General features: G+C 55.9%; 16 protein-coding genes, 1 other RNA gene and 3 pseudogenes. 5 read left to right on the top strand and 15 right to left on the bottom strand.

Annotated elements, in window-relative coordinates; translation table 11 throughout:
* Window positions 1–6: 6 nt before the first annotated feature.
* Genes sufS through sufA form a run of 5 tightly spaced genes read right to left on the bottom strand, consistent with a single transcriptional unit; the run spans window position 7 to window position 5,140 of the window.
* Window positions 7–1,230, bottom strand: coding sequence for a cysteine desulfurase SufS (gene sufS / locus HA48_RS06475; RefSeq protein ID WP_128600295.1), 1,224 nt, complete (start codon window positions 1,228–1,230; stop codon window positions 7–9).
* Window positions 1,227–2,504, bottom strand: coding sequence for a Fe-S cluster assembly protein SufD (gene sufD / locus HA48_RS06470; protein ID WP_128600294.1), 1,278 nt, complete (start codon window positions 2,502–2,504; stop codon window positions 1,227–1,229). Before sufD ends, sufS begins: the two co-directional genes overlap by 4 nt.
* The gene (sufC, locus tag HA48_RS06465) at window positions 2,479–3,225 is read right to left on the bottom strand and encodes a Fe-S cluster assembly ATPase SufC (RefSeq protein ID WP_128600293.1); all 747 of its coding nucleotides are present in this window, start codon (window positions 3,223–3,225) and stop codon (window positions 2,479–2,481) included. Before sufC ends, sufD begins: the two co-directional genes overlap by 26 nt.
* Before the next feature lie 39 nt (window positions 3,226–3,264).
* Window positions 3,265–4,758, bottom strand: coding sequence for a Fe-S cluster assembly protein SufB (sufB, locus tag HA48_RS06460; RefSeq protein WP_128600292.1), 1,494 nt, complete (start codon window positions 4,756–4,758; stop codon window positions 3,265–3,267).
* A gap of 7 nt (window positions 4,759–4,765) precedes the next feature.
* Entirely contained in the window at window positions 4,766–5,140 is a 375-nt protein-coding gene (gene sufA, locus HA48_RS06455) for a Fe-S cluster assembly scaffold SufA (protein WP_128600291.1), read from the bottom strand.
* 389 nt (window positions 5,141–5,529) lie between these two features.
* Here sufA and HA48_RS06450 point away from each other — a divergent pair, with 389 nt between their 5' ends.
* Entirely contained in the window at window positions 5,530–5,934 is a 405-nt protein-coding gene (locus HA48_RS06450; RefSeq protein ID WP_128600290.1) for a hypothetical protein, read from the top strand.
* A gap of 30 nt (window positions 5,935–5,964) precedes the next feature.
* Here HA48_RS06450 and ydiJ read toward each other — a convergent pair whose 3' ends face one another.
* Window positions 5,965–9,018, bottom strand: coding sequence for a D-2-hydroxyglutarate dehydrogenase YdiJ (ydiJ, locus tag HA48_RS06445; RefSeq protein WP_128600289.1), 3,054 nt, complete (start codon window positions 9,016–9,018; stop codon window positions 5,965–5,967).
* Between the two features lie 205 nt (window positions 9,019–9,223).
* On the opposite strand from ydiJ, the pseudogene ydiK reads away from it, so the two are divergent.
* Window positions 9,224–10,335: pseudogene (gene ydiK, locus HA48_RS06440) on the top strand (AI-2E family transporter YdiK).
* A gap of 421 nt (window positions 10,336–10,756) precedes the next feature.
* Window positions 10,757–10,864, top strand: an RNA gene (rprA, locus tag HA48_RS06435) — antisense sRNA RprA.
* Window positions 10,865–10,963: 99 nt separating this feature from the next.
* Here rprA and ppsA read toward each other — a convergent pair.
* Entirely contained in the window at window positions 10,964–13,351 is a 2,388-nt protein-coding gene (ppsA, locus tag HA48_RS06430; RefSeq protein ID WP_128600288.1) for a phosphoenolpyruvate synthase, read from the bottom strand.
* A 447-nt stretch (window positions 13,352–13,798) separates the two neighbouring features.
* Here ppsA and ppsR point away from each other — a divergent pair, with 447 nt between their 5' ends.
* Together ppsR and HA48_RS06420 are read left to right on the top strand one after the other, a co-directional pair.
* Window positions 13,799–14,626 (top strand): posphoenolpyruvate synthetase regulatory kinase/phosphorylase PpsR, encoded by an 828-nt coding sequence (ppsR, locus tag HA48_RS06425; RefSeq protein WP_128600287.1) that lies wholly within the window; start codon window positions 13,799–13,801, stop codon window positions 14,624–14,626.
* 161 nt (window positions 14,627–14,787) lie between these two features.
* Entirely contained in the window at window positions 14,788–15,834 is a 1,047-nt protein-coding gene (locus HA48_RS06420; RefSeq protein ID WP_128600286.1) for a 3-deoxy-7-phosphoheptulonate synthase, read from the top strand.
* A 6-nt stretch (window positions 15,835–15,840) separates the two neighbouring features.
* On the opposite strand, the gene HA48_RS06415 is transcribed toward HA48_RS06420, so the two are convergent.
* The 8 genes and pseudogenes from HA48_RS06415 to pheT all read right to left on the bottom strand — a co-directional run bounded on the left by HA48_RS06415 (window position 15,841) and on the right by pheT (window position 24,085).
* The gene (locus HA48_RS06415) at window positions 15,841–17,280 is read right to left on the bottom strand and encodes a protein adenylyltransferase SelO (protein WP_128600285.1); all 1,440 of its coding nucleotides are present in this window, start codon (window positions 17,278–17,280) and stop codon (window positions 15,841–15,843) included.
* A 98-nt stretch (window positions 17,281–17,378) separates the two neighbouring features.
* Window positions 17,379–18,121: pseudogene (locus HA48_RS06410) on the bottom strand (EAL domain-containing protein).
* Between the two features lie 313 nt (window positions 18,122–18,434).
* On the bottom strand, window positions 18,435–18,893 hold the full coding sequence (locus tag HA48_RS06405) for an NlpC/P60 family protein (protein WP_128600284.1): 459 nt from the start codon (window positions 18,891–18,893) through the stop codon (window positions 18,435–18,437).
* A 65-nt stretch (window positions 18,894–18,958) separates the two neighbouring features.
* A pseudogene (btuD, locus tag HA48_RS06400) lies at window positions 18,959–19,704 on the bottom strand (vitamin B12 ABC transporter ATP-binding protein BtuD).
* Complete coding sequence (locus HA48_RS06395; protein WP_128600283.1) at window positions 19,705–20,250, bottom strand: glutathione peroxidase; 546 nt, start codon at window positions 20,248–20,250, stop codon at window positions 19,705–19,707. It lies immediately after the preceding pseudogene.
* A gap of 39 nt (window positions 20,251–20,289) precedes the next feature.
* Window positions 20,290–21,273 (bottom strand): vitamin B12 ABC transporter permease BtuC, encoded by a 984-nt coding sequence (gene btuC / locus HA48_RS06390; protein ID WP_128600282.1) that lies wholly within the window; start codon window positions 21,271–21,273, stop codon window positions 20,290–20,292.
* A 117-nt stretch (window positions 21,274–21,390) separates the two neighbouring features.
* Entirely contained in the window at window positions 21,391–21,693 is a 303-nt protein-coding gene (ihfA, locus tag HA48_RS06385; protein WP_021506246.1) for an integration host factor subunit alpha, read from the bottom strand.
* Window positions 21,694–21,697: 4 nt separating this feature from the next.
* Window positions 21,698–24,085, bottom strand: a complete 2,388-nt coding sequence (gene pheT / locus HA48_RS06380) for a phenylalanine--tRNA ligase subunit beta (protein ID WP_128600281.1) — start codon at window positions 24,083–24,085, stop codon at window positions 21,698–21,700.
* Window positions 24,086–24,088: the final 3 nt, after the last annotated feature.

The following is a 24,088-nucleotide window of genomic DNA, read 5'->3' as shown; positions in this document are numbered from 1 at the left end:
ATCTGCTTAACCGCCGAGCAGACGATGAATACGCGTCAGGCCGGCAGCCAGACGGTCGGCCTCTTCTTCGGTGTTATAGAGCGCGAAAGAGGCACGGCACATCGCCGGTACCGCATAGTGGCGCATCAGCGGCATGGCACAGTGGTGCCCGGTACGAATCGCGATACCGTACTGGTCGAGGAAGCTGCCCACGTCAAATGCGTGGTGTTTCCCCAGGTTAAAGGCGATCACACCGCTGCGTGCGGCCGGGCCATAAATTTCAATATCCGGTACGGAAGCCAGTTTATCCAGCGCATAGCGCATCAGCTGACTTTCGCGCTGATGAATAGCGTCCAGACCGAGTTCGCTGATCCACGTCAGTGCCGCGCCCAGACCGATAATGCCGCCGGTGTTTGGCGTACCCGCCTCAAAGCGCCACGGTGTGGTGTTCCAGGTGGTGCCGGTGGGCAGGAGGACCTGCGCAATCATCGAACCGCCACCTTCCCACGGTGGCATGATCTCCTGCAGCGCTTTACGCGCATACAGCACGCCAGTGCCGTTGGGTCCATAGATCTTATGGCCCGAGAAGACATAGAAATCGCAGTCGATATCCTGCACGTCAACGGCGTGATGCATGACCGCCTGCGCGCCATCAATCAGCGTTAACACGCCTGCCGCTTTGGCCTGCGCCACAATCGCTTTGACCGGATTGACCGTGCCCAGCACGTTTGAGACGTGGGTAACGGCCAGCAGGCGCGTCCGGCTATCGATCAGGCCGGCCAGCTGCTCAAGCGCCAGCTCACCGTTGTCGTTTAGCGGCAGTACGCGGATTTCCGCGCCCGTACGCTCCGCCACCATCTGCCACGGCACGATGTTGGCGTGGTGCTCCATCTCGGTGATGATCAGGTTATCGCCCGGCTGCAGCTGACTGCCGCCCCAGCTATTCGCCACCAGGTTGATGCCTTCCGTCGTGCCTTTAACGAAGATAATCTCTTCTGCTGAAGGGGCATTCAGGAAACGTGCCGCCTGCGCGCGCACGTTCTCCATGTCGGTAGTAGCCTGCGCACTTAGCGAGTGGATGCCACGGTGTACGGCTGCATAGCCGTACTGATAAAAGTGACTCTCCGCATTGATCACGGCGAGCGGACGCTGCGCGCTGGCCGCGCTATCCAGGTAGGCCAGCGGGTGTCCGTTGACCTCACGACTCAGAATCGGAAAATCCGCTCTGACTCGTTCGGGATCGAAACTCATGACTCAACTCCAGGGAAACGGTCAGTGATGCGTTGCAGCACGGTCTGACGCAGCGTTTCATCATCCAGCGCTTCGGTCAGTTCAGCCGCAAACGCATGGATGATCATCTGCTGCGCGGCATCTTCGGCAATACCGCGTGAGCGCAGGTAGAACATCTGCTCGTCGTCGATACGGCCAATGGTCGCACCGTGGCTGCACTTCACGTCATCCGCGTAGATCTCCAGCTGCGGCTTAGTGTCCACTTCCGCCAGGCGACCCAGCAACAGATTGTTGTTGGTCATCTGTCCGTCGGTTTTCAGCGCATGCTGGGCCACTTTAATGTGGCCATTGAACACGGAACGCCCTTTGTCGCGAGAGATGGTTTTATGCAGCTGACGGCTCAGGCAGTAGCCCTTGTTGTGCTCCAGATAGCTGCGGGTATCCGCCACCTCTGAGCCCACCGGCAGGACCAGGCTGTTCAGTGAAAGCTGCGTATTCTCACCGTTGAGCTGCACGCTGGTATTGTGGCGTGACAAACCGGCGCCCAGCAGGAAGCTGGTGCTGCTGACCTGCGCATCACGGCCAATAACGATATCGTTATGGGCGAAGTGGTAGCTGCTGCTCTCTTCAAACGCCAGCTTGATGTGCTTCAGCTGCGCGTTGTCAGCCACGGCAAACGTAAAGCGTGCGCCGGTAAAGTGCGCCGCGCCGTTCAGCGTGACGTAGTGCTCAATCACTTCAGCTTCAGCGCTCTGCTCCAGCTCCAGATGATGGCGATGGTGCACGGTGTTCAACGCATCCGCCTGGCCGCTGGTGATGTGCAGCAAATAGAGCGGACGTGCCGCCGATTTACCGCGCGCCAGGCGCAGCGTGGTGACCTCTTCTGCCAGGCTCTCGGTCAGATGCAGAAACACTTCCGGCTGAACCGGTGACGGCAGTGGACGGCGTTCGGCGGCACGGCTGTGCTGAACCTCAAACAGTTCAGTGTCGCGCGTGCTCAACGCCGGCTGAAAGCGGCCATCAACAAACACCAGGCGAATGGCATCCAGCGGCAGCGCCAGCGCGTCAACCTGCTCAGCCGTTACGCTGCTCTCCGTCGGCAGGACAAACTGCTTCGCCAGCAGCGTATCCAGCGAGGTGTATTTCCAGTTCTCATGCTTGCGGGTAGGCAAGCCGAGGCGCATCAGCTGCTGCCAGTGCTGCTGTGCCTGCAGAGAGCGCGCTTCACCGCGCGACTCAAACAGGTGGTGCCACTGTTGCAGCGCATTATCACTCCTGGTCGGTAAGCCAGCCATAGCCTTGCTCCTCCAGCTGTTTCACCAGCGTAAAGTCGCCAGACTTCACGATTTTGCCCTGATACAGCACGTGGACGTGATCCGGCTTGATGTAATCCAGGATGCGCTGGTAGTGCGTAACAATAATGAACGAACGCTTGCCGTCGCGCAGGCTGTTAACGCCCTCGGCAACGATCTTCAGCGCATCGATATCCAGACCCGAATCGGTCTCATCCAGAATGCACAGCTCTGGCTCCAGCGCGGCCATCTGCAGGATGTCGTTACGCTTCTTCTCACCACCGGAGAAGCCAACGTTGACCGAACGAGTCAGCAAGTCTTCTGGCATCTTCAGCAGCTTAATTTTGTCTTCGATGAAGTCCTGGAAGTCAAAACGGTCCAGCTCCTCCTGCGCACGGTATTTACGTACCGCGTTCACAGAGGTTTGCAGGAAGAACTGATTGCTGACGCCCGGAATCTCCACCGGATACTGGAACGCCATGAAGATGCCTTCACCGGCACGCTCTTCCGGCTCCAGCTCCAGCAGATCTTTGCCTTTGAAAGATACAGAACCGCCGGTGATCTCATAATCTTCACGGCCGGCCAGCGTGGCAGACAGCGTACTTTTGCCAGAACCGTTCGGTCCCATAATGGCATGCACTTCGCCCGGCTTCACTTCGAGGTTCAGACCGCGCAAAATCTCTTTGTCTTCAACGCTAACCTGTAAATCTTTAATGCTTAACATACTCTTTCCTTCACATTGCTTCCGGCAACGCGTGTGGCATCAGCCGACACTGTGCTCAAGGCTGATAGCTAACAGTTTTTGCGCTTCCACGGCGAATTCCAGTGGCAGCTCGGAGAAAACGTCTTTACAGAAGCCGTTCACGATCATTGAGATCGCATCTTCTTCGCTAATGCCGCGCTGCAGGCAGTAGAACATCTGATCTTCGCCAATACGTGAGGTGGTGGCTTCGTGCTCCAGCTGTGCGCTGTTATTACGCGTTTCCACATACGGGAACGTGTGCGCACCGCAATCCGGGCCAATCAGCATCGAGTCACACTGGGTGAAGTTACGCGCGTTGGTCGCCGTCGGCATGATCTTCACCAGACCACGATAGGTGTTCTGGCTCTTACCGGCTGAAATACCTTTAGAGATGATGGTCGACTTGGTGTTTTTACCAATGTGGATCATCTTGGTGCCGGTATCAGCCTGCTGGCGTCCGCTGGTAAGTGCCACCGAGTAGAATTCACCTACTGAGTAGTCACCGCGCAGGATACAGCTCGGGTATTTCCAGGTGATCGCTGAACCGGTCTCAGACTGGGTCCACGACATTTTACTGTGGTCGCCTTCGCACAGGGCACGCTTGGTTACGAAGTTGAGGATACCGCCCTCGCCTTCGCCACCCGGGAACCAGTTCTGTACGGTGGAGTATTTCACTTCGGCGTTTTTGTGAATAATGACTTCCACCACCGCCGCGTGCAGCTGATAGGTGTCGCGCACAGGCGCTGAGCAACCTTCGATATAGCTTACGTAGCTGTCTTCATCGGCGATCAGGATGGTGCGTTCGAACTGGCCGGTTTTTGCCGCGTTGATGCGGAAATATGTGGACAGCTCCATAGGGCAGTGCACCCCTTTCGGGATGTAAACGAAGGTGCCATCAGAAGCCACCGCTGAGTTGAGCGCAGCGAAGAAGTTGTCGTTGTGCGGCACAACCGTACCGAGATACTTCTGCACCAGCTCCGGGTGATCGTGAATCGCCTCACCAAAGGAGCAGAAGATGATGCCCTGCTCGGCCAGCTTGTCACGATAGGTTGTGGAGACTGAAACGGAGTCAAAGATAGCATCAACGGCAACTTCCCGGCCTTCACGTACCGGTACACCCAACTGATTGAAGGCGTCTTCCACTTCTTTGGTCAGATAGTCGCTGGAGGCCACGCTGCCTGAGGTTTGTGTAGCACCTGGCTCGGAAGCGCAGCTGTCATCACAGTTGCCGCAGGAGGGCGCGGAGTAGTAGCTGTAATCCTGATAGTCCAGCTTGTCATAGTGCGCTTTCAGCCAGTGCGGCTCTTCCATCTCTAACCAGGCCCGGAAAGCCTTGAGACGGAACTCCAGCATCCACTCAGGTTCGTTACGTTTGGCCGAGATCGCGCGCACCACATCTTCATTGATGCCATGCGCCAGTTCGTCGGTTTGCAACTGGGTAAAGAAGCCCTCTTTGTAGTTCAGGCTGCCTTCCCACGTTTGTACATCATCAGATGCTTCGCTGTGTCGTGACATATTTCACTTACTCGACGCCAAAGCTTTCACCGCACCCGCAGGCGTGCTGAGCTTTAGGGTTGTTGAATTTAAAAATCTGGTTCAGGCCTTCGCGGACATAATCCAGCTCGGTACCGTCAACAAACGGCATGGCCTGAAGCGGCACAAAGAGTTTTGCGCCAAACTGCTCGAACTGCAGGTCGTCATCGGCAGGCTCTTTCACCAGGTCCATGACGTAGCCAAAACCGGCACAGCCGGACTGCTTCACACCCAGTTTCAGCCCCTTTACTTCCGGGTCCTGCTCAACCAGGCTAAGAATCTGTTTCGCCGCTGACTCGGTCAGCGTGAGCCCTTTCCAGACGAAATCATCGGGTGAAAAAGACGCTGCATTTACTGATGACATAGTGTTACCTCGTAAGTCTGGGCCTTTTCAGGCTATCCCCCTATGGTAGTGATATCAGATATCACTTCAACCTCTTGTTTTGCAGGGATAATCATCGCGTGCTATTTTTTACTGCTGCTTTCTTAAGCATAGTCCCTTATCTTCTCTCTGCGCGGGCGATTCCCTGCCGCATCTGCCCTGCGTAACCTGTTCAAAAACAGTAAAATTTTATAAATTCATTTTACGTTTTCATCCTGATTGATAGGTTACGCCTTTTCAGGATGTAAAGAGATTGTTATTGCCGATTTTAGTAACAGGTGAAGAAAATCAATAAAATTTCACCGCGGGAATTGCATTCCTGACGCGGTTTAATATGATAATGATTATCATTAACCTATTAAGGTGGCGATATGACGCTTACCGTCTCAGCCTGGTTACAACATAAAATCGATGAATATAAGTTTTCGGTGCGCGATATCACCGTTGACTTCTATATGGCTCAGGCAAAGCTCAACCGCACCGATTGTACCCTCGAACAGCTGCGCCGCTTTAACGACACCTGCCTCGATATGGCAGAAATCTGCGAACTGAACGGAGACGATCAGAGCTACCTGCACGCCATGGGCAAGCTCCATCACCGCCTCGTGCAGGAGATGGGTAATGCCGATCGCGATCGTCTGTTTCGCATTCAGGCCTACCAGCTGGCGCGCCTGTCGCTGACCCGTTTATGTCATCAACTGGCGCTCAGCGGCGACTGGGACCAGGCAACCCGCCTGCAAAGTGATTTCGTCCGCCACGCAGGCTGGATATTCTAATCCAGCTTTGTGACGGCTCCTACAATTTGTTTACATCAATTCAAGTAACGCCTGCAGCGGATGGCGCATGCCATTGCCCTCTGCGCGTTTCACCTGGCTGCGACAGGAGAAACCGGTCGCCAGACAGCGTTGACGCGGCAACTTCTGCAGCTGTGGATGCCACGACAGCGCGTAAATTCCCAGCGAGTTCTCCAGGTTTTTACTCTCGTGCCCGTAGGTTCCGGCCATACCACAGCAGCCCACGTTAATGTTCTCCAGCTTCGCCCCGAAGCGTGCAAAGATCGCCCGCCACTGATCGGGCGTCGACGGCAGCGCCGTCACTTCGGTACAGTGCGCAAACAGATACCAGGCTTCACCGCCGGGGGTCTGTTCACTTCTGTCAGCCAGCACGCTCTGAAGCCACTCATGCACCAGCTGTACGTTAAACTCGCCGCGCTGCTCGCCCAACACCTGCTGGTATTCGTCGCGATAACAGAGCACGGTGGCCGGATCGATCCCTACCAGCGGCATGCCCAGTTTCGCCACGCGGTTCAGCATCTCTGCAGTTTTACTGGCGGTGCGGGCAAAGCGCTGCAGGAAACCTTTTACATGCTGAGCCTTGCCATTGGGTGAGAACGGCAGCAGCACGGGCCGATAGCCAAGTTTTTCAATCAATCTGACGAAGTCGGTCACCAGTTGCGCTTCGTAATAGCTGGTAAACGGATCCTGTACCACCAGCACACACTGCTGACGCTGCGTACTCTCCATGGCTTCCAGCTGCTCCAGTGTCAGGCTCATGGCCGGATGCCCGCTGAGCTGCTGCTTCAGACCTGGCGAGGAGAGCAGCGGCAGATCGACCATGCCAATGTACTTTTTACTGAGATCGCGCATCCACGGCTGCTTCAGGAAGAAGTTGAAAACTTTCGGCGCTTTTGCCATCAGCGGCGCATAGCTCTCCACCGTTGCCACCAGGTGATCGCTCACCGGGCGCAGATAGCGCGTGTGGTACAGCTGCAGAAAGCGCGAACGGAAGTTAGGCACATCAATCTTGATCGGACACTGCGTTGAGCAGGCCTTGCACGCCAGGCAGCCGGACATCGCCTCTTTAACTTCATGCGAGAAGTCATATTCGCCCTGTCTGGCGTGCCAGGAGTTACGCGTACGCTGGATCAGCGCACGCAGGCTGGTGCCCTGCGCGGGAAGCGCCTGCTCCAGCTGCACCGGATCAACGCCCTGCTCCGACAGCAAACGCAGCCATTCACGCGTCAGCGTCGCGCGCCCTTTTGGTGAGTGGATACGGTCGCCGGTAATCTTCATCGAGGGGCACATCGGACTGCGCACATCAAAGTTAAAGCACAGACCGTTGCCGTTACACTCCATTGCGCCACGCCAGGCGTTGCGCACCGTGAGCGGAATCTGGCGATCCCAGGTGCCGCGTTTCACCGCATCAACCTGCATCATCGGCTCATTGCTGCCTGATGGCGTACAGATTTTGCCCGGGTTCAGGCGGTTATCCGGATCGAAAGCCGCTTTAATACGACGCAGCTCATTGAACAGCGTTTCGCCAAAGAATGCCGGGCTGTACTGCGCGCGGAAGCCTTTGCCATGCTCGCCCCACAGCAATCCGCCATAGCGGGCCGTCAGCGCCACCACTTCGTCGGAGATCTGCTTCATCAGCAGCTCCTGCTGCGGATCGCACATATCCAGCGCCGGCCGTACATGCAGCACGCCCGCATCAACGTGGCCAAACATGCCGTAGCTCAGGCCGTGACTGTCGAGCAGCGCGCGAAAATCGACGATGTAGTCCGCCAGCTGCTCGGGCGGCACGGCGGTATCTTCCACAAAGGGGATTGGTTTGGCGCGCCCTTTGGCGTTGCCGAGTAGCCCCACCGCTTTCTTACGCATGTTGTAGATGCGCTCAATGCCGGCCAGATCGTTACACAGCTGGTAGCCGATGACGCCACCGGCGTGCTGCGCCATTAACTCATCAAGACGCGCGCACAGGCTGCTGACCTGCTGTTCAATAAGCGCAGCATCATCGCCGGCAAATTCAACAATATTCAGGCCGAGCATCTCTTTGTCCGGTACGTCCGTTATCAGCGCCTTAACCGAGTGCCAGACAATATCTTCGCGTGCCAGGTTAAGGACTTTGGAATCCACGGTCTCCACCGACAGCGCCCGCGCTTCCACCATAAAGGGTGCATTGCGCAGCGCGGAGTCAAAAGAGTCATATTTAATGTTAACCAGACGGCGCACTTTAGGGATCGGCGTAATATCCAGCCGCGCCTCCGTGATAAAGGCCAGCGTCCCTTCAGCGCCACACAACAGGCGCGTCAGATCGAAGGTTTGCAGATCGTCGCTGAACACATGTCGCAGGTCATAACCCGTCAGGAAGCGGTTAAGTTTGGGAAACTTCTCCAGAATCAGCGCGCGCCGGTCGCGGCAGCAATTAAGCACCGTTTTATAGATGCGGCCCTCAGGCGTTGGCGTGCCGGCCAGCTGTTCGGCCAGCGCGGTCGGCATCGCGCGGGTATCCAGAATATCACCGCCCAGCAGAACCGCGCGCAACCCTTCGACGTGATCGGAGGTTTTGCCGTAAACCAGCGAGCCCTGCCCGGAGGCGTCCGTATTAATCATACCGCCCAGCGTGGCGCGGTTGCTGGTGGAGAGCTCCGGTGAAAAGAAGAAGCCATACGGCTTGAGCCAGGCGTTCAGCTGATCTTTTACCACGCCCGCTTCAACCCGCACCCAGCCCTGCTCGGTATTGATCTCCAGGATACGGTTCATGTAACGCGACATATCCACCACGATACCCTGGTTGAGCGACTGCCCGTTGGTGCCCGTACCGCCGCCGCGCGGGGTAAACACCAGGCTATTAAAGCGCGCTTCTCCGGCCAGTCGGGCAATCAGCGCCACATCGGCCGTGGAGCGTGGAAACAGGGCAGCATCCGGCAGCAGCTGATAGATACTGTTATCGGTGGAGAGCGAAAGACGATCGGCATAGCTGGTGGCGGTATCGCCGGTAAAACCTTGTGCTTTCAATGACTGCAGGAATGTCAGCACCAGCTGAACGAGGCCGGGTGCCTGGGAAATCTGTGGGATCATTATTTCGTGACCGGGATGTTGTAAACGTTTGCGTCGTTAATTTTTTCAGCCTCTGGTTTTATCATATTTTTCTTTCACACGCTGTTTTTTCCAGGAAAGCCATCGGCTGCGCTGCTTTTTCTGTTTAATCGTCAGGAAATAGATCATCATTGTGACGGCGTTTCGCGCCGCTTCATGAAGGATTACTCGAGGTTACTACGCCGTTATGAAAAGCCTGCATCGTGGTATGGATTTACCGCAAATGTTGTTCTCGCTGATGTTCATCCTGCTGATGATTATCGCCTGCCTGTGGGTTGTGCAGCCCTTTATCCTGGGCTTTGCCTGGGCCAGCATGGTGGTGATCGCAACCTGGCCACTGATGATTCGTTTGCAGCACCTGTTGTGGGGACGACGCTCGCTGGCGGTTATCGCCATGACCTTTTTACTGCTGCTGCTGTTTATTATTCCGATTGCGCTGCTGGTAAGCAGTTTGATCGATAACAGCGCCCCGGTGATCGCTTGGGCTACTCAGCGCCATCTGATTCTGCCAGACCTGCTCTGGCTGCGTGAGATTCCGTTTGCCGGTCACAAGCTCTATAGCAGTTATCACAAGCTGGTTGACGGTGGCGGTTCAGCATTATGCGTCAGGTGCAGCCCTACATCGGGCGCACGACCGGCTTCTTTGTCGCGCAGGCCGGCCACTTTGGCCGCTTTATGCTGCATCTCGGTTTGATGCTGCTGTTTAGCGTGCTGCTCTACTGGCGCGGTGAGCAGGTGGGCCACGGCATTCGACACTTCGCCTACCGCATGGGTGGTCGGCGTGGTGATGCCGCAGTACTGCTGGCCGGCCAGGCTATTCGTGCCGTGGCGCTTGGCGTGGTGGTGACCGCGCTGGTTCAGGGTGTGCTGGGGGGGATTGGGCTGGCGATCTCCGGTATTCCCTATGCAACCCTGTTAACCGTGTTGATGATTCTGACCTGCCTGGTACAGCTGGGGCCGCTGGTGGTGCTGGTACCGGCCATTATCTGGCTCTACTGGAGCGGCGACACCACCTGGGGAACGGTGTTGCTCGTCTGGAGCTGCGTAGTCGGTACGCTGGACAATGTGCTGCGCCCGATGCTGATCCGCATGGGCGCGGATTTACCGATGATTCTGATTCTTTCCGGTGTTATCGGCGGATTGATTGCGTTTGGCATGATTGGCCTGTTTATTGGCCCGGTGGTCCTCGCTGTCTCCTATCGCCTGGTTTCCGTGTGGATGCATGAAGCACCGGCACCGGATGACGATCCGGAGATCGCGATTGAAGCATTAGCCGAGCACGAAGAGGAGTTGCCCTAAGCCGCGCGGAGCGCCACGACGGCACCGCTTCTTACGCATAAGCATCACTGTTGTCTCTGTAGTGGCGGCCCGCAGGGCCGCCAGAAAACCGCCGGGCACAACAAACAGAGCAGATTTCTGGCAACGGCACTTCTGCCACCGACCTCAACACCCTCTCTGAACCGCCTGTTTTTTAACCATCCGTTCAGGCCGGTTAACCAGCGCCACTTAATTCCACAGGCAAACAGTTTTTTTTCATTAGTGATTTTTAAGAAAAAACGCACTTTTTCCCGCTTCCGGCCCGTTCCATGGTTCTAATGATTATTTTTCATACTGAATTGTCGGGTGGAGCGGTAAAAAAAGCCTGGAAAAGATTATCAGCTTTAAACTAATAAGAGGATTCTTAAAGACGCCAGCGGCGGCGGTGAATAACATGTTCCCTATGTTTGAGATCAAGCTACTGATTTTTAAACAACCTTTTTCCCCTGAGTAAAGTGAAGAATTGCTGTGTGTAGTCTTTGCCCATCCCCTGTGATGGGCTTTTTTTTGCCTGAAATTCAGATAAAACAAAGGCCAGCAGCGCTGGCCTTGATGATTTTGCCCGGTCACGCGACCGATCTTCACCGAACGCGTTATTACCGTTGCTTACTTATGCTTTTGCACTATTCAGCTCAGCCAGACTTAACCAGGTCTCAACAACCGTATCCGGGTTAAGAGAGAGGCTATCAATACCCTGCTCCATCAGCCAGGCAGCGAAGTCCTGATGGTCCGACGGACCCTGACCGCAGATACCGACATATTTACCCTGCTTTTTCGCCGCCTGAATTGACATCGACAGCAGCGCTTTCACGGCTTCGTTGCGCTCATCAAACAGTGCAGAAACAACGCCGGAGTCGCGGTCCAGACCTAACGCCAGCTGCGTCATGTCATTAGAGCCGATAGAGAAGCCGTCGAAGTGCTCCAGGAACTGCTCGGCCAGCAGGGCATTAGAAGGGATCTCGCACATCATGATCACCTTCAGCCCATTTTCACCACGCTTCAGTCCATGCTTCGCCAGCTCAGCGACCACTGCCTGCGCCTGGTCAACCGTCCGGACGAAAGGAATCATGATCTCAACGTTGGTCAGGCCCATCTCATTACGGACACGCTTCACCGCCTCACACTCCAGAGCGAAGCAGTCACGGAAGCTATCCGCAACATAACGACCGGCGCCACGGAATCCCAGCATCGGGTTCTCCTCTTCTGGCTCATACCGCTCGCCGCCAACCAGGTTGGCGTACTCATTGGATTTAAAGTCAGATAAACGCACAATCACCCGTTTCGGCGCAAAGGCTGCGCCAAGAGTGGCAATCCCTTCCGTCAGACGTGCGATATAGAACTCAACCGGGTCATCAAACCCTTTCATCATCTGACGAATCTGCGCCTGCAGCTCAGGCGTCTGCTGATCAAACTCCAGCAGCGCTTTCGGGTGTACGCCAATCATGCGGTTGATGATGAACTCAAGGCGCGCCAGGCCCACGCCCTCATTGGGCAGGCAGGCAAAATCAAAAGCGCGGTCCGGATTCCCGACGTTCATCATAATCTTCAGCGGCAGGTCCGGCATGGTATCCACCTGCGAACTGGTCACTTCAAAGTCCAGCAGGTCGTCGTACACGTAACCGGTATCGCCTTCAGAGCAAGAGACCGTAACCTTATGACCATCTTTCAGGTGATCGGTAGCGTCACCACAGCCGACAACCGCCGGAATACCCAGCTCACGCGCGATAATCGCCGCGTGGCAGGTACGGCCGCCGCGGTTGGTCACGATGGCAGAGGCCTTCTTCATGATCGGTTCCCAGTCCGGGTCGGTCATGTCAGTTACCAGCACATCGCCCTTTTCAATGCGGTGCATTTCGCTGATGTCGTGAATAACTTTCACTTCACCTGCGCCGATACGGTGGCCAATCGCGCGCCCCTCGACCAGTACTTTGCCTTTGCCCTGCAGGTTATAGCGCTCCATCACCTGACCGTTTGAGCGCACTGTTTCCGGACGCGCCTGCACAATAAACAGTTTGCCGGTATGACCATCTTTGGCCCACTCGATATCCATCGGACGCTTATAGTGCTGCTCAATCAGTACCGCCTGGCGCGCCAGATCCTGCACTTCCTCGTCGGTCAGGCTGAAGCGGTCACGCTCTGCCTGGTCAACATCTTCAATGCGTACCTGCTCGCCGTGCTCCTGCGAATCGGCGTAAACCATGCGGATTTTCTTCGAGCCCATGGTCCGGCGAACAATCGCCGGGCGGTTAGCCGCCAGCGTCGGTTTGTGCACGTAAAACTCATCAGGGTTAACGGCACCCTGAACCACCATCTCACCCAGACCGAACGCCGAGGTGATAAAGACCACCTGGTCGAAACCGGACTCGGTATCAATGGTAAACATCACGCCTGATGAAGCGAGATCCGATCGCACCATGCGCTGAATCCCGGCAGACAGGGCAACACCGCGGTGATCGTAGCCCTGATGCACGCGGTAGGAGATGGCGCGATCGTTAAATAAGGAAGCGTAAACGTGCTTAACGGCAACCAGTACCGCATCGAAGCCCTGCACGTTCAGGAAGGTTTCCTGCTGACCGGCAAAGGAGGCATCGGGCATGTCCTCGGCGGTAGCCGATGAACGCACCGCGAAAGAGGCCTCGGCGTCATCAGAAGAGAGCTGCTCATAAGCAGTGCGAATCGCCTCTTCCAGCTCCGGCTGGAATGGCGTGTCCACGACCCATTGACGAATTTGTTTACCGGCCTGCGCCAGCTCAGCAACATCATCAATATCCGTTTTGTCCAGCAAATCATAAATACGCTGGTTCAGTCCGCTTTGATCGAGAAACAGATTAAAGGCGTAAGATGTCGTGGCATAGCCGTTAGGCACGGAAACGCCCAGCGACGACAAATTCGTAATCATTTCTCCCAGGGAAGCATTCTTGCCCCCTACCCGATCAACATCATGCATGCCAAGCTGGTTGTACCAGAGCACTAAGGACTGTTGGTCTTGATTGGACATTGAGATAATCCTTTTAAATGATTAAAGCACATGGAACATTTTGCTATTCGCCAAAACAGCCTGGCACAATCGATTAATAAACACTAAGTGTTGAATCGTTAAAGCAAAAAAACAGCGACAAAATAGGACTACTCCGCGAAATAAAACGTGTTGCGCAACGATGCTATTTACCGCTAACAGATTGCTATAGTGATATTTTTCCCCTTTTCAGAGAGTTAGCTCTTGTATTTTGTTGCGCAACGCCCTTAGGCGCTATTTTGTGCGCGGCATGGAAAAAGCGAAAAATTAGCGATTTTCAAAACACTATTTCATCTAATATGAATAAATTGCACTGCAGATAAAGGGCGCAGGACAGGAGCCTCATGGATAATTAATTTTATAATGAATTAAAATGAAATACTGGCAATGGTAATGTTACACAAAAGTAAAAAAGAGGATGTGTCATTTATGAGTTCAGAACGTAGCGTGTTCTACATCTCAGATGGGACCGCCATCACCGCCGAAGTGCTGGGCCATGCGGTGCTGTCCCAATTTCCGGTGAACACCAATAGCGTTACGCTGCCCTTTGTAGAAAATGTCCAACGTGCGCAGGCCGTGAAGGCGCAGATCAACGCACTCTTTCAGCAGAGTGGCGTGCGTCCTCTGGTGTTTTTCTCGATTGTGACGCCCGATGTGCGCGAAATCATTCTGGAGAGCGAGGGTTTTTGTCAGGATATTGTGCAGGCACTGGTTGCTCCTCTGCAGAGTGAGCTGGGCGTCTCCTCCATGCCGGTGGCGCACCGCACGCACGGTTTGACGGCCAGTAACCTGGGCAAATATGACGCCCGTATTGCCGCGATTGATTATACGCTGGCGCACGATGATGGCATCTCCCTGCGCGGGCTTGAGGATGCTCAGGTCATTCTGCTGGGCGTCTCCCGCTGCGGTAAAACGCCCACCAGCCTCTATCTGGCTATGCAGTTTGGCGTGCGCGCCGCGAACTACCCTTTTATTGCTGATGATATGGATAACCTTAAGCTGCCGCCCGCGCTGCGTGAACATCAGCACAAGCTGTTTGGCCTGACGATTGATCCGGAGCGTCTGGCCGCGATTCGCCAGGAGCGCGCCGAAAATACCCGTTATGCCTCAATGCGCCAGTGCCGCCTGGAGGTGGGCGAAGTGGAAGCGCTGTTCCGTCAGCATCAGATTCGCTATTTGAACAGCACCAACTACTCGGTTGAGGAGATTGCGACGAAAATTCTCGACATTATGGGTCTGCGTCGCAGCATGTACTAATGCAGATCGGCAGACGCGAAGCGGGTAAAAAAACCTGGCTTCCGTCTGTTTTTGCATACCCTTTTGATTTGGCTGGTTGAATTCACGAGCTAATGGTTTATTGTGACCATCATCACTTCCCGGTATTTCACCGTTGCGAAGAAAAGATTTTGAGAATCCCAATGAACAAAACTGATGAACTGCGTACCGCGCGCATCGGCAGCCTGCTGACGCCGGCGAGCCTCGCGCAACAATACCCTCTCTCAGCGGATATCGCCGCCAGCGTAACGGCGGCGCGCCAGCGGATCGCCCGCATTCTCACCGGTGAGGATCCGCGCCTGCTGGTGATTATCGGCCCCTGCTCACTGCACGATCCTAAAGCGGCGCTCGACTACGCTGAACGACTCAATGTACTGCGTGAGCAGTATCAAGATCGCCTCGAAATTGTTATGCGCGCCTATTTTGAAAAACCGCGTACGGTGGTGGGCTGGAAAGGCTTGATCTCCGATCCGGATCTCGACGGCAGTTTTGATGTCAACCGTGGGATTGCTATTGCCCGTAAGCTGCTGCTGGATATCAACGCAATCGGCATGCCGACCGCTACCGAGTTCCTGGATATGGTGATCGGCCAGTTTATCGCTGACCTGATTAGCTGGGGCGCTATTGGTGCACGCACTACCGAAAGCCAGATCCATCGCGAAATGGCATCTGCCCTCTCTTGCCCGGTGGGCTTCAAAAACGGCACGGACGGTAACGTGCAGATCGCCGTGGACGCGATCCGCGCCTCACGCGTCAGTCATATGTTTCTCTCGCCGGACAAAAATGGCCAGATGACAATCTACCAGACCAGCGGTAATCCGCATGGCCATGTGATTTTGCGCGGTGGACGCCAGCCCAACTATCATGCCGAAGATGTGGCAGCCGCTGCCGCTAACCTGCGTGAGTTCAATTTACCGCAGCAGCTGGTGATTGATTTCAGCCACGGCAACTGCCTGAAGCAGCATCGCCGCCAGCGTGATGTCGCCGATGACGTTGCCGCCCAGATTCGTGCCGGCTCACGTGCGGTTGCCGGCGTGATGATTGAGAGTTTCCTGCAGGAGGGCAATCAGAAAGTGGTGAGCGGAGAAGCGCTAACTTACGGCCAGTCCATTACCGATCCGTGCCTCGGATGGGAAGAGAGCGCCGACGTGCTGGCAAAACTGGCTGCCGCAGTGGACAGCCGTTTCTGATCGTTATTAGCTGGAACAGCTCACTTCCAGCGTTTTGCCCCATTCAGGTGGCCGCTGGCGCAGCTCTGCGCTGATGGTCGCCTCATTAAAGGGCTGCTGCAGCGCCAGATGCAACGTCGTCAACGCCGCCTTCTCGCCCTTTTCAACTTCATCAATCACCTGCTGCGCCAGATAGTTGCGTAAAACCAGCGCCGGATTCGCCGCTTTCATAACGGCCTGACGCGCGTCGTCACTGACACTCTCCTGCAGCAGACGCTGTCGGTAATCCGCATACCAGCGATCAAAAGCGTCGCGATCGATAAATTCGTCACGCAGCGGCGACCGGGTCTCCTGCTGCTGCGTGTCGCTCAGCTGGCGGAAGGTAAACGTATAATCGCTGCGCTCCTGCGTCATCAGTCCCAGTAAGCGGGTCAGGAGCGCATTGTCATGTTCATCAGCGGTCAGCAAGCCCAGTTTAGCCCGCATCTTCTCGCCCCAGACGCGCATTAGCTCGCCTTCATACAGGCTCAATGCCTGTTTCAGCTGTTCCGTGCTCAGCAAACCAGATAGCGCATGGGCCAGTCGGTTGAGGTTCCACAAGCCGACGGCTGGCTGGTTTTGAAACGCGTAGCGCCCCTGATAGTCGCTATGGTTGCAGATAAAATCAGGCTGATAGTCATCAAGGAACCCGTACGGTCCGTAATCCAGCGTCAGGCCAAGAATCGACATATTATCGGTGTTCATGACGCCATGCGCGAACCCCACGCTCTGCCACAGAGCGATAAGACGCGCGGTGCGAAGCACTACGTCGCTGAACCACAGCAGATAGCGATCTGCCTCATCCTGCAGATGCGGCCAGTGGTGGCGAATGGCGTAATCGGCCAGCTGGCGCACCTTCTCCTGCTCGCCGCCATAATAGAAGTGTTCAAAATGGCCGAAGCGCAGATGGCTCTCCGCGATGCGCATCAGCATCGCACCGCGCTCGCGGGTCTCACGCAGCACCGGTTCATCACCAATTGCCAGTGCCAGCGCGCGCGTGGTGGGAATGCCCAGATGGTGCAGCGCCTCGGAAGCGAGGAACTCACGCACGCTGGAGCGGATCACCGCGCGGCCGTCGCCCATACGTGAATAGGGCGTCAGGCCAGCGCCTTTAAGATGCCAGTCCAGTTTGCGTCCGTCCGGCAGCTGCTGCTCGCCCAGAAGAATACCGCGTCCGTCACCAAGCTGGCCCGCCCAGACGCCAAACTGATGGCCGCTATACACCTGCGCCAGCGGCGACATGCCGGACAGCAGGTCACGTCCGCTCCATACGCCGTGTCCTTCATCCGCAAACAGCGCCTCATCAACGCCCATCTCTGCTGCCAGCGGCACATTAGAGTAAAACAGCCGGCCACCGGCGAGCGGTGTTGGTTTCAGCGCCGTATAAAATCCTGGCAACTCTTGCTGCCAGCTATTAACAAATTGCATTACGACTCCCGAAGGTGCGCCCGGGGCGGCACCTGCATTGCGTGTCAAACGTTAAGGGTAGTCTACCGCCGTGATGGCGCAGAGAACAGGTGGAGGGTTTACTGCTGCGAAGGCGTAGTGAGCGTGACGTGAGGATAGATGAGATCGCCTAACCGATCGGCTTTAACTACCGGGAACAGCGCGCCCTGCATCTGCGCACCGTTCAGCGTAGTGACTTTTTCCAGCAGCGCATTATCGTCCACGCCACAAATTATTATTTGCGGCGTGCTGGTGGAAAGTTATCGATAACAGCCTGAATGAAGGGCGTAAAAGAGGCACGTTTTGCCAGCCCCTGAATAAATGTTTTATCCAGCTTTAACACGCTAAACAGATTATCGTAAACAGCAGTTGCTGGTGCTTTTCCTGCCCCAAATTGTGAAAGCGATAAGCGAAATTCCTGATGCAGGCGCGCTAATAGCGGCTGATTTTTTCCCTCTGACAATGCGCGAAACGTTTCGCTAATATCCAGCACAATAAAAGGGAGCTGTTTAAATTTTCTTAACAGAAACTCACTCGCTAATAGCGTCATCGCCATTGATTCATCAATACGAACCAGCGCGATAATTTGATGCAACTCAAAAAAGTCCCGGTATTTTTCCAGCAGTGATAACTGGCTCTGCAGTAAACGTAATTGTTGTGCATCATCTAACTGCGGCAAGAGCAGATCCTGCGGCAGCGTAATGGGCGCGCTGTCGTGCACAAATTGTGTGACCAGCTCAACGGCCGTCAGCTGGCCTGTCAGAGTATAGGCTGGATAAAACCAGGTTTCCGACTGATAGTCGGCAGATAAATGGACTTTCATTTCTACAGCCAGAAGAAGTGGCAATTGGCGCATCGTATATCAATGAAAACGGTCAGGCAATAGGACCAAACGTGAGAAGAGACGCCGTTTTTTGTCTAATTGCCCCGTTTCAGGCATTTAATAACACATAAGCCAAATGACCGGGGTTGATGTCCTTACTGCTTAAATGTATTGCGTACTCTTTTTAGTATTAAATGCGCTGAGGGTAAAGTGCCATTTTAAATGAGAGTTATATTTTCCATAAAAATGGAATTAACACTGAAGTTAAAACCATTGGCTTTTTGCGTCTTTTTCCGACAATAAAGTCAGCAGATTAGATTCTGCGAGCCTGCCAGAAAACTTTCCGCCAATAGACATTATCCAGCGATGAGCGAATCACGCCCTGGCTGGTTGAGGCGTGAATGAAGCTGTTATCGGTATCATAAATACCCACGTGCAAGCCATTTTCGCCGCTCCCGGTTTTAAAGAAGAGTAAGTCTCCGGGCAGCAGATCGCGCTTATCGATGCGCGTGCCGATATCGGTTTGCGCCAGGGTCGAACGCGGCAGCTGCATGGCGAATTGATCGCGAAAAGTGAGGTAAACAAAACCGGAGCAATCCACGCCGCCCCGGCTTAAGCCGCCATAACGGTAAGGTGTGCCGTGCCAGCGGTTGAGTTGATCGTTGAGCTGGGCGATGACGGTGATGGAATCGGACAGTCGCCCGTTGGGGGGTGGCGCGTGGTGGCTACAACCGGCCAGCAGGAGTGCAATAACCAAAAGAGTCAGCCGCATCAGAGAAGTCCTTACATACCGTCGTCCGGCCAATACTGTAGCGGTAAAGCGGTACGGCCTGCAAGCTAAGGAATAATCAGCAGTGGCCCGTGCGGCGTATCAATCTGTTCGAAGCGGGTTTGGTATAGCGGTGCCAGCCGTGCCGCCGTCAAGACCTCGTCCGCCCTGCCCTGGCTGACTACCGCGCCTGATGCATTAGCCATACGCGATCGGCATGGCGCAGGCTATGGTTGAGATCGTGCCCACTGGCAATAATAGCGATGCCCGCCTGACACAGCTGCGCCAGCAATCTATCCACTGCATGCTGCTGCGCCACGTCAAGCGCCGTCATCGGTTCATCCAGCACCAGCAGGCGCCCGCGCGGATTGATTGCCGGATGAATCTGCAGTACTACCGCCGCTAAACGTACCCGCTGCCACTCGCCGCCCGAAAGCTGCCTCAGGTTGCGTGTTAGCTTATCCTGCAGGCTGAGCTGGGTCAGAATGTCAGCCAGCACGCTATCAGTGACAGGCGCGGCTTGTGTCATGTGCATACGCAGATAGTGCCACACCGGCAGCGTGCCTGGCACGGCGTGCTGCTGGGGTAGCCAGGCGCGCAGCTGTGCCAGCGTCGCACCGGGCAGGCTTGTCAGCGCTTCTCCCGCCAGTTGAATGCCTCCCCGCGCAGGCAGTAACCCTGCCAGTACGCTGAGCAGCGTGCTCTTGCCGGCACCGTTCGGGCCGACAAGGTGCACCCGTTCACCTTGGTTCAGCGTGAGGTCAGCGGGCGTCAGCCGCCCTGCAACGCTGACGCCCTGGCACTGCAATAGCACTCAGGCCGCCAGCGCCTGTTCAATGCGCTTGAGGATGATCGGATCGTCCGGCGTCATATCGGGCGAGAAGCGGGCAATCACGTTGCCCTGCTTATCGATCAGGAACTTTTCAAAATTCCACAGGATATCGCCAGGCGCTTTAGGCGCGCGCCCTTTGCTCTCCATACGTTCAAGGAAACCGCTGCCGGCCGGACGCTCGGCTTCCGGTTGCGCCGCCACCAGCTGGCGGTAGAGCGGATGACGCTGCTCACCGTTGACCTCTGTTTTATCAAACAGCGGGAAGGTCACACCGTAGGTGGTGCTGCAAAAAGTTTTGATCTCTTCATTGCTGCCAGGCTCCTGCTCCAGGAACTGGTTGCACGGGAAGCCAATCACGCTGAAATCTTTCGCCTGCCAGGCCTTCTGTAGCGCTTCCAGCTGCTCATATTGCGGCGTCAGGCCACATTTGGAGGCTACGTTTACCACCAGCAGTACTTTGCCCTGCCAGGCGGCCAGCGTCGTTTTGTCACCATCCAGCGTCACCAGTTCGGTTTCATAAATGCTCATCGTCGATTCCTGTCGTTAATTGCACACAGCCAGCCGCAGCTAGCGCGAGGACTTTACTAATAACATGATAAACAGCGGTGCGCCGAGCGTGGCCGTGACCACGCCAATCGGCAGCTCAGCGGAGGTCAGCACCAGGCGTGCGATAATATCCGCCGCCAGCAGCACGGCGGCGCCCGCCAGCGCGGCCGCCGGTAACAGATAGCGATGATCGCTGATTCCGCTCAGTCGCAGCAGATGGGGGATCACCAGCCCGACAAACCCGATCGCCCCGGCCATCGCCACGCTCACACCCACCAGCCAGCCCATCGCCAGCACCAGCAGGTTTCGCCACAGTAACAGCGGTAAACCAAGCTGGCGCGCTGAGGTCTCGCCCAGCGCCAGTAAGTTCAGGGTGCGCGCACTGCCCAGCAGGCCAAGCATGACCGGCAGCAGTGCCAGCATCATCCAGCCATAACGCCAGTCGATGCCGCTAAAGCCGCCCATCATCCAGTACATTAACTGGCGCAGATCGAGGCTGGTACTAAAGTACACGGCCCAGGTCATGATGGCGCTACAGATAATGCCCAGCGCCACGCCCGTCAGGAGTAGCCGGCTTGCGGAGAGCTGTCGGTGGGCGAAGTGCAGCAGAAGCAGCGTAATCAGCAGCGCGCCGGCCATCGCGGCCAGCGCCAGGCTCCACAGCGCACCATTGCCAAGCAGCACCCCCAGCACCAGGCCAATACCTGCCCCATTGGATACGCCCAGCAGACCCGGCTCCGCCAGCGGATTATTAAACAGCGCCTGCATCACCACACCGCATACCGCCAGCGCCGCCCCTACCAGCAGCACGGCCAGCGTGCGCGGCAGACGCAGCTGCCAGACGAACAGGTCGCCGCTTGCAGAGAACCACGCGGTTGGGGAGATCCAGCTATCACCGGCGCACAGGCTAATGACCAGCAGCAGTGCCAGTAAGGTGGCGAGCACAAGAATCCAGCGCTGGCTGCGCCGATTGGCGTGATGAGCGAGCTGATCCAGCAGAGTCATAGATAAGATTGACTGAGAAAACAGAGATTTGATTGTAGAGAGATTACAGCAAAAAGAAAGCCAGCGGATCGCGGCCAATAAAAAAGGCCGCTACGCGGCCTTTTTGTCATACTGAAATCAGTCAGCATCCTTGGGTGACGCGTTCTCAACGCGACTTTTCAACTTCTGCCCAGGACGGAATGTCACCACGCGGCGGGCGGTGATTGGAATATCTTCCCCCGTCTTAGGGTTACGGCCTGGACGCTGGTTTTTGTCACGCAGATCAAAATTACCAAATCCAGACAGTTTTACCTGTTCTCCGTTTTCCAACGCACGGCGAACCTCTTCAAAAAAAAGCTCCACCAACTCTTTGGCATCGCGTTTGCTCAACCCGAGTTTTTCAAACAGGTACTCTGACATTTCAGCTTTTGTAAGCGCCATAGGTTCAATCCCTCAAGGTTGCCTGGAATCGCTCTTTTAATGCTGCAACGCATTTGGCAACGGTCGCAGCAATCTCCTCTTCTTCGAGTGTCCGGCTGGTATCCTGCAAAATCAGGCTAATCGCGAGGCTCTTTTCACCCTCGTTTACGCCCTTACCACGGTACACGTCAAACAAGTTTACGCCAACTATCTGATTTACGCCAACTTTCTTACACTCCGCGATGATATCTGCTGCTGGCACGTTTTCCGCCACCACTACAGCAATATCACGACGGTTTGCCGGGAAGCGTGAAATCTCGCGCGCGTCAGGCAGTACGCGGTCTGCAACCTTATTCCAAAGCAGTTCAAACACTAAGGTGCGGCCGTTAAGATCCAGCTTACGTTCCAGCTCCGGATGAACCACCCCGATAAATCCGATTCGTTCATCACGCAGATAAATTGCGGCACTCTGTCCCGGGTGCAGCGCCGGATTGGCTTCAGCACGGAACGAAATTTCATCCAGCTTACCGGTTAACTCCAGCAAAGACTCTAAATCGCCTTTCAAATCATAGAAGTCAACCGTCTGGCGCGCCAGATCCCAGTGCTCTTCGAAGCGGTTACCGCTTAATACGCCCGCCAGCATAAGATCCTGGCGGATACCGAGATCGGCCTGCGTATCAGGAACAAAGCGCAAACCGCTCTCAAACAGACGCACACGACCCTGCTGACGGTTTTGGTTATAGACCACGGCGCCCAGCAGACCGGTCCACAGTGACAGGCGCATGGCCGACATATCGCTGGAGATCGGGCTGGGTAAAATCAGGGCCTCTTCGCCCGGGTGCAGCAGCTGCTGAACCTTGGGATCAACAAAGCTGTAGGTGATGGCTTCCTGGTAGCCTTTATCCACCAGCAGATTTTTTGCCCGCTTCAGCGAGAGCGCAGCTTCACGGTGCTGCGTCATGATCAGGCTGGCTTTGACCGGTACGTCCGGAATGTTGTTGTAGCCGTAAACGCGCGCCACCTCTTCCACCAGATCTTCTTCAATCGCCATATCAAAACGCCAGCTCGGGGCCACCGCCTGCCACTCACCGTTGCCGGCGGTCACTTCACACCCCAGGCGCGTCAGGATATCAGTCACCTGTTCATCGGCAATAACGTGACCAATCAGGCGGTCCAGCTTTTCGCGACGCAGCGTGATTTTTGCGCGCGGCGGCAGTTTACTGGCATCGGTCCGATCAATGATCGGGCCGGCTTCGCCACCGCAGATCGCCAGCAGTAGCTGGGTTGCGCGCTCAAGGGCTTTAAACTGCAGCGCCGGATCAACACCGCGCTCGTAGCGATGGGATGCATCGGTGTGCAGGCCGTGACGACGCGCGCGGCCGGTAATGGCCAGCGGATCAAAGAAGGCGCACTCGAACAGGACATTCTGCGTCTCTTCATTCACGCCCGAGTGCTCGCCACCGAAAATGCCACCCATCGCCAGTGCTTTGTGGTGATCAGCAATCACCAGCGTATCGCTGTTGAGTTTTGCTTCGCTGCCATCCAGCAGCGTCAGGGTTTCGCCCTCTTTCGCCATGCGCACCACGATGCCGCCATCAATGCGGTCCAGATCGAAGGCGTGCATAGGCTGGCCGAGCTCCAGCAGCACATAGTTGGTGATATCAACCACCGGATCGATTGAGCGAATGCCACAGCGACGCAGCTTTTCACGCATCCACAGCGGGGTAGCGGCCTTGACGTTGATGCCTTTCACGACGCGACCGAGGTAGCGCGGACAGGCATCCGTAGCATCAACGCGAATCGGGAAGGTATCGGTGATGGTCGGCGCGACCGGCTCAATAACCGGTTCGGTCAGCGGCAGGCCGTTTACCACAGCCACGTCACGGGCCACACCAATGATACCGAGGCAGTCAGCACGGTTAGGCGTAACGCTGATTTCAATGGTGTTATCGTCCAGCTGCAGATAAGCACGGATATCGGTGCCGACCGGCGCATCGGCAGGCAGCTCGATAATACCGTCATGATCCTCGGAAATACCCAGCTCAGAGAAGGAGCACAGCATGCCTTCAGAGGGTTCGCCGCGCAGTTTCGCGGCTTTGATTTTGAAATCACCCGGCAGTACCGCGCCCACGGTTGCGACAGCCACTTTCAGGCCCTGACGGCAGTTAGGTGCGCCGCAGACGATATCCAGCAGGCGATCGCCGCCCACGTTAATTTTGGTCACGCGCAGTTTGTCGGCATTCGGGTGCTGGCCGCACTCCACCACTTCCCCTACGACCACGCCGTGGAACGCACCGGCAACAGCCTCCACGCCATCCACTTCCAGACCGGCCATGGTGATTTGCTCAGACAGCGCTGCGCTGTCCAGGGCTGGATTTACCCATTCGCGTAACCAGAGTTCACTGAATTTCATTGG

This window comes from Pantoea wallisii (assembly GCF_002095485.1).
Taxonomy (GTDB): Bacteria; Pseudomonadota; Gammaproteobacteria; order Enterobacterales; family Enterobacteriaceae; genus Pantoea; species Pantoea wallisii.
Note: the sequence above shows the minus strand (reverse complement) of the source record. Positions and strands in the feature narration are given on the sequence as shown.